Below are 12,575 nucleotides of genomic sequence, written 5' to 3'. Positions count from 1 at the left end.
CGCGGGCAAGAAACGGCGCAGTCCGGCTCTTCTTGCTCGCCGCCACTTTATGCGGCGTTCCGGCCACGACGATCTTGCCGCCCTGATCCCCCGCACCCGGGCCGATGTCGATCACCCAGTCGCTCTGCGCCACCACGCGCATTTCATGCTCGACCACAATCACCGTGTGCCCCGCCGTCACCAGCGTATCCAGTTGTTCCAGCAAGCGGTCGACATCTCGCGGGTGCAAACCGGTGGTCGGTTCATCCAGCACATACAACGTCGCGCCGCGCTGGTTGCGCTGCAGCTCGGTGGCCAGTTTGATCCGCTGGGCCTCGCCGCCGGACAACTCGGTCGCCGGCTGCCCCAGGCGCAGGTAACCGAGGCCGATGTCACGCAAAACCTCCAGCGAACGGCGGATCGCCGGTTGCTCGGCAAACACCGTCACCGCCTCGTCCACCGTCAATTGCAGCACCCGCGCGATGCTCAGCCCCTGCCAGAGGATAGCCAGAGTCTCGGGGTTATAACGCGCACCGTGACAGGTCGGGCACGGCGCGTAAACGCTGGGCATGAACAGCAACTCGACACTGACAAACCCCTCGCCTTCGCAGGTCGGGCAGCGCCCCTTTGCGACGTTGAAGGAAAACTGCCCGGCGTCGTAACCCGCCGCTTTCGCCTCGTCGGTCGCGGCGAACAACTTGCGCACGTTGTCGAACAGCCCGGTGTAGGTCGCCAGATTCGAACGCGGGGTGCGGCCGATGGGTTTCTGATCGACCTGCACCAGACGCTTGATCGACTCCAGCCCGGCGCTGACCTGGCCGGTGCTGGCGGTCGGGGTATCGTCTTCCAGATTGAGTTCTTCAGGCTCGGCGTCGCTGACGCTGCGCCCGAGTTGTGCGCCGACCAGTTCCAGCAGCGCCTGGCTGACCAGGCTCGATTTGCCGGAACCAGAGACGCCGGTGACCGAGGTAAAGCAACCCAACGGAAATTCGGCGCTGAGGTTATTGAGGTTGTTGCGGGTGACGCCATCTAGCTTCAGCCACCCAGAAGGCTTGCGCGCGGCACGGGTCGACCGTTGCTGTTCGGCGAACAGGTAGGCGCGGGTCTGCGAGTGTTCGATCGCCGCCAGCCCCGGCGGCGGGCCGCTGTAGAGAATCTGCCCGCCCTTTTCGCCCGCCGCCGGGCCGACGTCGATCAACCAGTCAGCGCGGCGCATGGTGTCCAGATCGTGCTCGACCACAAACACGCTGTTGCCGTCGGCCTTCAGACGCTGCAACGCTTCGAACAGGGCCTCGCCGTCGGCCGGGTGCAGGCCGGCGGAAGGTTCGTCGAGCACGTAGATCACACCGAACAATTGCGAGCCCAGTTGGGTGGCCAGCCGCAGTCGCTGCAACTCGCCGGACGACAGGGTCGGCGTGCTGCGCTCCAGCGCCAGATATCCGAGCCCGAGATCGGTCAGGGTGCTGACCCGGTCCAGCAAGTCCTCGGCAATGCGCTGCGCGGCCAGGCGTTTTTCCAGCGACAGGTTCGGCGTATGGCGCACGTCCGGCGCGTTGGCGTGGCCGCTGGCGCCATGGGCCACGCGCTGCTGGCGGGCTTCGCGGGTCTGGCTGTGGGACAGGGTTTCGCCGGCTTCATCGGCGTGTTCCAGCCAGCTCGGGTCCGCCACCGGTTTCAAGACTTCGGCGACTTGCAGCAGCGGCATCCGCGACAGCTCGCCGATGTCATGCCCGGCAAACGTCACCGACAACGCCTCGCGCTTGAGGCGCTTGCCATCGCACAACGGACACAGGCTGCCGAGCATGAATTGCGACACGCGCTTCTTCATCAGCGCGCTTTGCGAATGGGTGAAGGTGTGCAGTATGTAGCGCCGGGCGCCGGTGAATGTTCCCTGATAACTCGGCTCCATCTTGCGCTGGAGGGCGACGCGGGTTTCTTCCGGCGTCAGGCCGGCGTACACCGGAACCGTCGGTGTTTCCTCGGTGAAGAGGATCCAGTCGCGCTGCTTTTTCGGCAACTTGCGCCATGGAATATCGACGTCGATGCCCATGGTCACCAGGATGTCGCGCAGGTTCTGCCCCTGCCAGGCCAGCGGCCAGGAGGCCACGGCGCGTTGGCGGATGGTCAGATTCGGATCGGGCACCATCAGCGCCTCGGTGACCTCGTAAACCCGGCCCAGTCCATGGCATTGCGGGCACGCGCCTTGCGGCGTGTTCGGTGAAAAATCCTCGGCATACAGCATTGGCTGACCCGGCGGATAGCTGCCGGCGCGCGAGTACAGCATGCGGATCAGGCTCGACAGCGTGGTCACGCTGCCCACCGATGAGCGCGTGCTCGGGGTGCCGCGCTGTTGCTGCAAGGCCACGGCCGGCGGCAGGCCTTCGATCGAATCAACGTCCGGCACGCCGACCTGATCGATCAGTCGCCGCGCATAGGGCGCCACCGATTCGAAATAGCGCCGCTGGGCTTCGGCATACAACGTTGAAAACGCCAGCGACGACTTGCCCGACCCCGACACCCCGGTGAACACCACCAGCGCATCACGGGGGATATCGACGTCAACGTTCTTCAGGTTGTGTTCACGGGCACCGCGCACGCGAACCATGCCGGCGGCAGAACTGGAATTGCGTCTGGAAGTCATCGGCCAGCCTTGGTCAGGGGATTGGAGCTCAGGTGCTGAGCACGGAACGGATCATCTGCAGCAGTGCTTCGGGGCCGTAGGGCTTGCCGAGCAAATGGGTGTCGGGGCTTAGCTGGTGGTTGCGCGAGATGATGTCGCGGGTGTGGCCCGAGGTGAACAGCACGGCCACCGGCGGCATTTGCACCTTGGCCCACGCCGCCAGATCGGAGCTCTTGATAAGACCGGGCATGACCACGTCGGTGAAGATCAGGTCGACCCGGGCGCCTTCCATCAACATTTGCATGGCCGCGTCGCCGTTGCCGGCGATCAACACGCGGTAGCCTTCTTCGCGCAGCAGTTCAACTGCCGAGGTGCGTACCGCTTCGTTGTCCTCGACCACCAGGATCGTCTCGTGACCGCCCGCCTGCTGGTGATTGACGCTCGGCGAGTCATCGAGCACGGGGCGCAGGCTGCGTGGAAAGTACAACTGCACCCGCGTGCCTTCGCCGATCCGACTGTCGATCTCCACATGCCCGCCGCTTTGCTTGACGAAGCCGAACACCATGCTCAAACCGAGGCCGGTGCCCTGACCGTCAGCCTTGGTGGTGAAGAACGGTTCGAACACCTGCTCCAGCATGTGCGGGGCTATGCCGACGCCGCTGTCACTGACCGAAACCCGGACGAAATCCCCCGGCACGATGCCTTTGCCCGAACAGAACGCCCGGTCCAGTGAAAGGTTGGAGGCGCCAAGCACAATCGTGCCCTCGCCCTTCATGGCGTCCCGGGCGTTGATTGCCAGATTGAGAATGGCGTTTTCCAGTTGATTGCGGTCGACGTTGATGTGCCACGGTTCGTCCGGCAGTTGCACGTCGATCTGAATGGTTTCGCCCAGCGCCCGTTGCAGCAACTCACCGACGCCTTCGAAGATCTGCCGGGGATTACACACCGCCGGCGACAGCGGCTGGCGACGGGCAAACGCGAGCAGTTGCGAGGACAGCTTGGCGCCCCGCTCCACCGCCGCCAGCGAGGCGCTGACCCGACGCTGGACGTTGGCATTGTCCGGTTCATGCCGCGCCAGCAGATGCAGGTTGCCGGCGATCACTTGCAGCAGGTTGTTGAAGTCATGGGCCACGCCACCGGTAAGCCCGCCGATGGCTTCGAGTTTCTGCGACTGGCGTAGTTGCTCTTCGGCACTGAGCCGCGCCTCGACCTCATTCGCCACACGCTGTTCGAGGTTACGGGTGAACTTGAGCAGGGACTCCTCGGCGATCTTGCGCTCGTGAATGTCGATCAGCACGCCGGGAAAACGGAACGGCTGACCCTGCTCGTCGAACTCGCAGCAACCGCTGGCCAGCACCCAGAGGAAGCTGCCATCAGCGCGGATCACCCGGTATTCGGCGTTGTATGGCTCGCCGGTGCGCACCGAGTTCTCGACGCATTCCTGCACCCAGCTGCGGTCGTCGGGATGAATGTGCGCCTCGGCGATGTGCTGCGGCAGGTTGGTCAGGTCCTGGTCCGGCGGGAAGGAGAATGTGCGGGCAAATCGCTCGTCGGCGGACAGCACGTTGTTTCTGACGTCCCAGACAAACGAGCCGAGCAATGCCCCTGCATTCAGTGCCAGGCGCACCCGCTCGTTGTCGGCGCGGTAGGCGTCTTCGGCAGCCTGGCGCAACCGTTCGGACTGCACCAGTTCGGTGGTTTCAACCACCATCGCCATCACGCCCGAAGGGATCCCGGCATCGTTGGCCACCGGGCTGTAATACAAATCGAGCCAGACGTCCTCGGGTACGCCATCGCGCAGCAGCACCAGCACCTTGTTGCGGTATTCCAGAGTGCCGCCCGCCAGACAGGTGTCGACCACATGCCGGTTGAAATCGGCAACCTCCGGCCAGCCCAGCTCCACCGGTGATCCGAGCAGGTACGGATGCCGGCCGCCGGCGAATCGCGAATAGGCGTCGTTGTAGATCATGTAACCGGCATGGCCCCAGAGCATGACCATCGGCAGCGGCGAAGCCAGCATCAGCTGGACCGTGCTGCACAGGCTGGCCGGCCAGGTCTCGAGCGGGCCCAGATCAGTCCTGCTCCAGTCAAACGCACGAATGCGCCCGGCCATCTCGCCTTGCCAGCCGTCACACCCATGGCTATCGGATAAAAACTGCATCAGCTGCTTCAACGCCTTGTAGTGGTTCCGGTCCTATCGCCGCGCGTTCAAACGCCACGCCCGTCTGTTTCGAGCGTGTCGGGCAGCGATGGTTTCATTAGAGGTATAGCCGATTTCACCCTGGCTCGACGCTCACACTCCGATCAGGTGTTTGAGCGGATGGTAGCCGGTCTTCATTTTCGCAGCGACGTCGAGGATCGCCTTCTGGATGCCGTCCAGGTGCATGCAGGTCAGCTCGATCGCCGCGCTTTGGTTGCCGGCTTCGATGTACTCGATCAGCCGCAGGTGTTCGTCGTCGCGGCAGGCTTCGTGGCTGTCGTCATCCAGCGCGGCGGCGTACAGCGAGGCGCGGGAGATCAGCTTCTGGAACCAGTCGAGCAACACCGGATTGTTGAGGCTGCGGGCCAGTTTGATGTGGAACTCGCCGAGCAAATGAATCAGCCGCTCGTGATCGCCGGCTTCGTGGGCTTCGTCTTCCAGCAGCAGGTGATCGCGCAGGTCCTGCATCACCGCAGAGTCCTTGCGTCGGCACAGTTCGGTGACGATGCCGATCTCGATCAGGCGCCGGGTTTCGAACAGCGATCGGATCTCTTCATCGCTGGGCAACGACACCGACGCACCTTTATTGGGCTCGGTGGTGACCAGTCCGTCGGCCTCCAATTGCTTGAGCGCGGCACGAACCGACGTGCGGCTGACATTGAACAATTCCGCCAGCGACGCCTCGCCCAGCTTCATCCCCGGACGCAGCGAACGCTTGCTGATTGCCTCGTAAACCCCTTGGTAGACGCGGTCGACCGTGGTTTCCGTTTTCTTCTCGGTCATTCAAAAACTCCTTCAATGCTGGCAACGCTGCCCGACGAACGACTCAGTCAGGGAAATGGGGGGTTGCGCAAGCAGATTAATCCGGGTATTTCTAAATTGCATTCAGATATTGCATACAATAATTAGAGGATTGCACCATTATGGGTCAGCCAATAGCCATTGAAGTGCGTAACGTATCCAAGCGGTATTCTGATGATCCTGGCCTGGCGCCTGCCCTCGACAACGTATCGGTGAACATCGCCGACAACGAGTTTTTCACCCTCCTCGGCCCCTCGGGCTGCGGCAAGACCACCCTGCTGCGCACCATCGCCGGTTTCGAACACGTCAGCGACGGCGAGATCCGTCTGGCGGGCGAAACGGTCAATCACCTGCCGCCGTTCAAGCGTCGGGTCAACACGGTGTTCCAGAGTTACGCGCTGTTTCCGCACATGAGTGTCGCGCAGAATATCGCCTTCGGCCTCGAGATGCAGGGTCTTGATCGCAAGACAATTCCGGGACGGGTCGATGAAATGCTCGCGCTGGTGCAGATGGAGCACCTGGCCGGGCGCAAACCGGCGGAATTATCCGGCGGCCAGCAACAACGCGTGGCTCTGGCCCGGGCCCTGGCGCCGAAGCCGAAAGTGCTGTTGCTCGACGAGCCGCTGTCGGCACTGGACCTGAAGCTGCGCAAGGAAATGCAGGTCGAACTCAAACGCGTGCAGCAAGAAGCCGGCATCACCTTCATCTTCGTCACCCACGATCAGGAAGAAGCCCTGACCCTGTCCGACCGAATCGCGGTGATGTCCGCCGGCAAGATCCTGCAGATCGGCACCCCGACCGACATCTATGAACGTCCTCAGCACCGCTTCGTCGCCCAGTTCATCGGCGACATCAATTTTCTCCCCGGCCAGCTCAAGCGCGGCGAGCACAACGAAAACATCTTCGTGCCGAACGGCATGCCAGTGGAAATCCCCTGCCCGCCGCAAGGCGTCAATGGCAGCAGCGTGCAACTGGCATTTCGGCCCGAGCGCTCGCAACTGGTCACAGCGGATCAGCCACATCATCTGCGCGGGGTAATCGAGGCGGTGCTGTATGTCGGCACCGCGACGCTGTACCAGTGCCGCTTGAACAACGACATCAAAGTCATGCTGCGGGAAAACAACGAAGGCCTGAACCGTGGTCGTGCCGTCGGCGAGCGCGTGGCGGTGCATCTGCCGCCCCAGGCCTGCCTGTTGATGGAGGCCTGAGATGAGCGTCAGCAGCACTTCCCCCTCCCTCAACCGCGCGCTGTTGCTCAGCCCGGTGGTGTTGACCCTGCTCGCCCTGATCGCCATTCCGCTGGGCATCATGGGCTACATCAGCCTGCTGCCGCGCAACACCTACGGCGGCGTCGACTGGCAGGCCCAATGGCAACTGCAGAGTTACGTGCAGCTGTTTTTCCAGGAAGGTTTCGACGGTGAACTGGAACTGAACTGGGTCTACGCCCAGGCGCTGTTGCGTTCGGTGTTCCAGGCCGGCGGCACCACGGTGCTGTGCTTTCTGTTCGGATTTCCGGTGGCGCTGTGGATGTCGAGCCTGACCCCGCGTCGGCGCAACCTGATGGTGTTGCTCATCACCATTCCGTTCTGGACCAACCTGCTGATCCGCAACTACGCGTGGCTGATCATCCTGCGCGAACAGGGCTGGGTCGCTCAAAGCCTCAACGCGCTGTTCCCGAGTGCCGGCGGCATCACCCTGCTCTACAACGACTTCGCGGTCAGCGTCGGTCTGGTCTACAGCTTCCTGCCGTTCATGATTCTGCCGATCTACTCGACCCTGGAAAAACTCGACTGGCGTCTGGTGGAAGCCGCCTATGACCTGGGCGCCAACCGCTGGCATGCGCTGCGCCGGATCATCCTGCCGCTGTCGATGCCCGGGGTGATTGCCGGCGCGTTGCTGGTGTTCGTGCCGAGCCTCGGCGCCTTCATCACCCCGGCGATCCTCGGCGGCGGCAAGACCCTGATGATCGGCAACCTGATCCAGCAGCAATTCGGCACCGCCCGCAACTGGCCGCTGGGCAGTTCGCTGTCGTTCCTGCTGCTGGGGATTCTGCTGTTGTCACTGGTGCTCTACGCCCTCTACAGCCGCAGCGCGGCGAAAACCCTGAACCGGGGAGCGAAAGCATGATCTCTCTGCACCTGAAAAAACTCCCGGCGACCCGGGAAATCAGCCTGCTGATCCTCGCCTACCTGTACGTGCCGATCCTGGTGTTGATCGCCTACAGCTTCAACGCCAACCGCTCGGCGACGGTATGGACCGAGTTTTCGTTCGCCTGGTACGGACGGATCCTGGCCAACCCGTCGATCCAGACGGCGGCGCTGAACTCGATCATCGTCGCGACCATCGCCACCGTGTGCGCCACGACGATTGCACTGCTGGCGGCGCTGGCGACTTACCGGCCGTTCTACGGACAGAAAATGGTCGAAGGCGGGATCAACCTGCCGCTGATCCTGCCGGAAATCGTCACCGCCGTGGCTACCCTGCTGCTGTTCATGGCGCTGGGAATCAAGCTCGGGCTGATGACAGTGATCGTCGCGCACATCGGCTTCTGCATTCCGTTCGCCTACCTGCCGATCCGCGCACGCCTGAACGATCTGGACAAGAGCCTGCTGGAAGCCGCCAACGATCTGTACGCCAACCCGTGGCAGGTGTTCCGCCGCGTGACCTTGCCGCTGTTGTGGCCGGCGGTGTTGTCCGGTTCGGTGCTGGCGTTCGTGGTCAGCCTCGACGATTTCATCATGACCTTCTTCGTCGCCGGGCCCGGTTCGACCACGTTGCCGGTGTACATCTTCTCGGCGATCAAGGCCGGCGTAACGCCTGAGATCAACGCGATTTCGACCCTGATGCTGGTGATTTCCATCGTGCTGGTGGTGCTGGCCTTCTGGCTCGGCCAACGCGGCAAACAACAATAAACCTGGAGCGCTCTGTTCATGAAAACCAAAAGCATGCGTTTGGCTATTTCCGGTCTGGCCCTGAGTTGTTTCACCGCGTTCAGCGCCCACGCCGCCGAGCCCAAGCAATTGTTCTTCTACAACTGGACCGATTACTACCCGGTGGACCTGCTGGCCAAGTTTGAAAAGGAGACCGGGATCAAGGTCACCATGGACGGCTACGACAGCAACGAAACCCTGCTCGCCAAGTTGCAGGCCGGCGGCGCCGCGTATGACGTGATCGTGCCGTCGCAGTCGATCATGCAGACGCTGATCAAGCAGGACCTGCTGCTGGAAATCGACGCCCCGACCCTGAACAACTTCCAGTACGTCAAAGGCCCGTTCCGCGACCCGAGCTTCGACCCCGGCCGCAAGTTTTCGGCACCGTACCTGTGGGGCACCACCGGGTTCTCTTATGACAGCGCCCGGGTGCCGGGCGGCAAGCTCGACGACTCGTGGAAAGAATTCTTCGAACCGCGCAAGGAACTGCAAGGCCAGCTCGCCGCCCTCGACACTTCCAGCAGCGTGATCAACGCCGCCAGCCATTACCTGAACGTCGACGAATGCACGGAAAACCCGCAGGACGCCAAGCGCATCCTCGAACTGCTGCAAAAGCAGAAACCGTTTTTGAAGATGTACAGCTCCGACAACACCGTCGACCGCATGGCCTCGGGCGAAGTGATCATGATGCAGAACTGGAACGGCTCGACGGCCCGCGCCACGTTGCAGAAGAGCACCATCAAGTACGTGTATCCGAAAGAAGGCCTGGCGATGTTCCAGGACAACTTCGCCGTACCGAAAAGCGCGCCGCATCCGGGCAACGCGAAGATTTTTATCGACTGGATGATGAAACCGGAAAACGCGGCGGCCGTGTCCAACGCGATTGCCTATGCCAACGGGATTCAGAGCGATCAGTTGCTGGATGCGAAATGGAAGGTCATGGACGCGATCAACATGCCCGAGGAATACGCCTCGCGACTGCGGCCGGAGAAGGAATGCAGCAACAAGGCGCGGGAGCTGCAGGATCGGATTTGGTCGAAGCTCAAAGGCTGATCGTGGATCGCTGGTTTTATCTGAACGCCGACAACCCAGACCGACCTGGAGAGCCCCCTCACCCTAGCCCTCTCCCGGAGGAAGAGGGGACTGACCGAGGTGTCTTGGGCCGTCCGCCGACCTGAGAGACCTGGTCGATTATGGATTCAGAGACCTGGTCGATTATGGATTCAGAGATCGAGTCGATTATGGATTCGAAGTAGATCGTTCACGTCGGCGTAGCTCTTCAATATCCCCCATTCGGTCCCCTCTCCCTCCGGGAGAGGGCTAGGGTGAGGGAAAAAAATTTCAAAGAACACCGAGGTTCCCATGTCCCACCCCCGCTGGCTCAGAAACATCCGCCCCTACGGCGCCCCCGCCGAAGACCTGCTGATCGAAAACGGCAAGTTCACCCAACGCCGCCCGGCCTCGAACACCCCGCTGGCCGCCACCGACATCGACGGCCAGAACCAGCTCCTGACCGCCCCGCTGGTGGAAAGCCACGTCCACCTCGACAAAACCCTGTACGGCCAACCCTGGCGCCCGAACAGCGCCGGCCCGACGCTCAAGGACTACATCAGCAACGAGCGCCGCGTATTGCGCGAAGTGAAAGCGCCGATCGCCGAACGCGCCGGCGCCCTGCTGGAAAACTGCATCGCCCGGGGTTCGCTGACCATGCGTTGCCACGTCGACATCGACCCGGAATTCGGCCTGCGCCATGTCGAGGCCATGCAACAACTGCGCGAAACCTACAACGACCTGATCGACCTGCAACTGGTGGTGTTCCCGCAAACCGGCCTGATCAGCCGCCCCGGCACCGCCGAACTGATGCGCGAAGCCATGGCCCTGGGCGTGGAAAACGTCGGCGGGCTCGACCCGTGCGGCATCGACAACGACCCGATCGCGCAACTGGATTTCGTATTCAAGCTGGCCAGTGAATTCCAGCGTGGCGTCGACATTCACCTGCATGACAAGGGTGAACTGGGCCTCTGGCAGATCGCACGGATCGCCGATTACACCGAGCGTTTCAACCTGCAGAACCGGGTGATGATCAGCCACGCCTATTGCCTCGGCATGTTGCCGTGGAGCCAGGTCAAACCGGTCGCCGAACGCCTCGCGGCGCTGGGGATTTCGCTGATGAGTTCGGCGCCGGCCGATTGCGCGGTTCCACCGTTTCTGGCGCTGCGTGAAACCGGCGTCAACGTGTGCCTCGGCTCCGACGGCATTCGTGATGCATGGTCGCCGATGGGCAATGGCGACATGCTGGAACGGGCGATGTTGCTGGCATTCCGTTTTGATTTGGGCAAGGACGATGAACTGGCGGCGGCGTTCGACGCGGCGACTGTGAACGGTGCCCGCGCATTGGGTGTTGAAGAGTATGGTTTTGGAATCGGCCGGCCGGCAGACTTTCTGTTGATGCCGGTCGAAACGCTCGGTGAAGCGGTGGTCGCACGGCCAGTACGTCAGGTCTATCGCGGCGGCGAACTGATCGCCAGCGGCGGTCGCCTGCTGGGCAGCCGTCTGTGAAACGCATCGGCCTGAAGGCCAGTTGCGTGGTCGGCTTCGACGGCACGCAGCATGTGCTGTGGCGTGACGGTGAAGTGGTGTTTGCCGGCTCGCGCATCGAGTTTGTCGGGCGCGGTTACCCAGGGCCGGTGGACCAGTGGATCGACTACGGCAATGCGCTGATCGGCCCCGGCTTCATCGACCTGGATGCCCTCGGCGATCTCGATTCCACTGTACTGACTCTGGACAACGGCGACGAACGCGCCATGGGCCGGATGTGGTCGGCGGAGTATCTGGCGGCCGGCCCGAGTGAGTCGTTCAGCCCCGAAGAAGAGGTCTTCAAATACCGCTACGCCTTCACCCAGTTGATCCGCAACGGCATCACCACGGCGATGCCGATCACCTCGATGTACTACCGCGAATGGGCGGAGACCTACGACGAGTTCGCGGCGGTCGCCGATGTGGCGGGCGAACTGGGCCTGCGCACCTATCTCGGCCCCTGCTACATGAGCGGCATGAGTTACTGGCGCGCCGACGGCACTCTCGCCCATCACTGGGATGAGGCTCGGGGCCTGGCGGGACTGGATGCGGCCGAACGGTTTTTCAAGGATTTCGATGGTGCGCATGCCGGGCTGATTCGCGGTGCGCTGCTGCCGGATCGCATCCAGACCTGCACCCCGGCGCTGCTTCAGCGCACGTCCGCATTGAGTCGCGAACTGAACGCGCCGATGCGCCTGCATTGCTGTCAGGCGCTGGGTGAAGTGGCGATGGTCGAACAGTTGCGCGGCACCTCGCCGCTGGGCTGGTTGCAGCAGCTTGATTTGCTCAACCCGCGCAGCCTTTTGCCCCACGGCATCTACACCTCGGGCGATGACGATCTGCAGCGGGTCATCGACGGCGGCGCGAGTCTGGTGCACTGCCCGCTGGTGTTCGCCCGAGACGGCGAGGCGCTGAATTCGTTTGGCCGCTATCGCGCCAAAGGCATCAACTTCGCCCTCGGCACCGACACCTGGCCGGCGGACTTGCTGGCCAACATGCGCCACGGTTTGAACATCGCCCGGTTGATGGAGGGCGGCTCGGCGCTGACCAGCAGCCTCGATCTGTATAACGCCGCGACCCTCGGCGGCGCCAAGGCGTTGGGCCGTGACGACCTCGGTCGCCTGGCCCCCGGCGCCAAGGCTGATATCACCGTGTTCAGCCTGCGCGGCCTGCACCTGGGGCCGCTGTTCGATCCACTGAAAAACCTGCTGCTGGCCGGGCGCGGCGACGACTGCATCGCCAGTTTCATCGACGGTCGCTGCGTGATGCACGACGGTCAGGTCAACGGCGTCGACTACCCCACTCTGCAACGCCAGGCCCAACGCCAATACGAAAAACTGATGCGCAGCCACAGCGACCGGGCCTTTGGCCGACCGGACTGGAAAACCCTGTTCCAGCCGGCCATTCCGTTCGCCGACGACTACAGCGCCGAAGCGCCGTTGAGCGCCATCGATCCACTTCTTTAGAG

At 62.8% G+C, this 12,575-nt stretch carries 9 protein-coding genes; 6 read left to right on the top strand and 3 right to left on the bottom strand.

Translation table 11 applies throughout. From position 1 onward, the window contains the following. The 3 genes from K5E37_RS19440 to K5E37_RS19430 form a co-directional block, all read right to left on the bottom strand. Positions 1-2,620 (bottom strand): excinuclease ABC subunit UvrA (locus K5E37_RS19440; RefSeq protein WP_221534874.1); only part of this gene is annotated, 2,620 nt, incomplete at its 3' end. 28 nt (positions 2,621-2,648) lie between these two features. Further along, positions 2,649-4,760: a PAS domain-containing sensor histidine kinase gene (locus K5E37_RS19435; RefSeq protein WP_221534873.1), complete on the bottom strand. Its 2,112-nt coding sequence runs from the start codon at positions 4,758-4,760 to the stop codon at positions 2,649-2,651. A 132-nt stretch (positions 4,761-4,892) separates the two neighbouring features. Continuing rightward, the gene (locus tag K5E37_RS19430) at positions 4,893-5,582 is read right to left on the bottom strand and encodes a GntR family transcriptional regulator (RefSeq protein ID WP_085603191.1); all 690 of its coding nucleotides are present in this window, start codon (positions 5,580-5,582) and stop codon (positions 4,893-4,895) included. Positions 5,583-5,722: 140 nt separating this feature from the next. Here K5E37_RS19430 and K5E37_RS19425 point away from each other — a divergent pair, with 140 nt between their 5' ends. From K5E37_RS19425 to K5E37_RS19400, 6 genes are all read left to right on the top strand, one after another. Beyond that, positions 5,723-6,808, top strand: coding sequence for an ABC transporter ATP-binding protein (locus K5E37_RS19425; protein WP_096819984.1), 1,086 nt, complete (start codon positions 5,723-5,725; stop codon positions 6,806-6,808). A gap of 1 nt (position 6,809) precedes the next feature. Then, positions 6,810-7,727: an ABC transporter permease gene (locus K5E37_RS19420; protein WP_007959454.1), complete on the top strand. Its 918-nt coding sequence runs from the start codon at positions 6,810-6,812 to the stop codon at positions 7,725-7,727. After that, positions 7,724-8,512, top strand: coding sequence for an ABC transporter permease (locus K5E37_RS19415; RefSeq protein WP_007959453.1), 789 nt, complete (start codon positions 7,724-7,726; stop codon positions 8,510-8,512). Before K5E37_RS19420 ends, K5E37_RS19415 begins: the two co-directional genes overlap by 4 nt. A gap of 18 nt (positions 8,513-8,530) precedes the next feature. Next, positions 8,531-9,583 carry an extracellular solute-binding protein gene (locus K5E37_RS19410; protein ID WP_221534872.1) on the top strand — a complete coding sequence of 351 codons (1,053 nt, stop codon included), beginning with the start codon at positions 8,531-8,533 and terminating at the stop codon, positions 9,581-9,583. Between the two features lie 309 nt (positions 9,584-9,892). Further along, positions 9,893-11,089: an amidohydrolase family protein gene (locus K5E37_RS19405; protein WP_221534871.1), complete on the top strand. Its 1,197-nt coding sequence runs from the start codon at positions 9,893-9,895 to the stop codon at positions 11,087-11,089. Continuing rightward, on the top strand, positions 11,086-12,573 hold the full coding sequence (locus K5E37_RS19400; RefSeq protein WP_221534870.1) for an amidohydrolase family protein: 1,488 nt from the start codon (positions 11,086-11,088) through the stop codon (positions 12,571-12,573). The genes K5E37_RS19405 and K5E37_RS19400 overlap by 4 nt, the downstream gene beginning before the upstream one ends. The last annotated feature ends 2 nt before the right edge of the window (positions 12,574-12,575 follow it).

The sequence above is a fragment of the Pseudomonas sp. RIT778 genome, assembly GCF_019718735.1.
GTDB lineage: Bacteria > Pseudomonadota > Gammaproteobacteria > Pseudomonadales > Pseudomonadaceae > Aquipseudomonas > Aquipseudomonas aphyarum.
The sequence above is the reverse complement of the archived record's forward strand: the minus strand, read 5'-3'. Positions and strand labels throughout refer to the sequence as shown.

Bases quoted from the DNA above. Each gene is read 5' to 3' on its own strand.
- K5E37_RS19420 (WP_007959454.1), top strand. From the start codon at position 6,810: ATGAGCGTCAGCAGCACTTCCCCCTCCCTCAACCGCGCGCTGTTGCTC.
- K5E37_RS19415 (WP_007959453.1), top strand. From the start codon at position 7,724: ATGATCTCTCTGCACCTGAAAAAACTCCCGGCGACCCGGGAAATCAGC.
- K5E37_RS19410 (WP_221534872.1), top strand. From the start codon at position 8,531: ATGAAAACCAAAAGCATGCGTTTGGCTATTTCCGGTCTGGCCCTGAGT.
- K5E37_RS19435 (WP_221534873.1), bottom strand. From the start codon at position 4,760: ATGCAGTTTTTATCCGATAGCCATGGGTGTGACGGCTGGCAAGGCGAG.
- K5E37_RS19425 (WP_096819984.1), top strand. From the start codon at position 5,723: ATGGGTCAGCCAATAGCCATTGAAGTGCGTAACGTATCCAAGCGGTAT.
- K5E37_RS19430 (WP_085603191.1), bottom strand. From the start codon at position 5,582: ATGACCGAGAAGAAAACGGAAACCACGGTCGACCGCGTCTACCAAGGG.
- K5E37_RS19405 (WP_221534871.1), top strand. From the start codon at position 9,893: ATGTCCCACCCCCGCTGGCTCAGAAACATCCGCCCCTACGGCGCCCCC.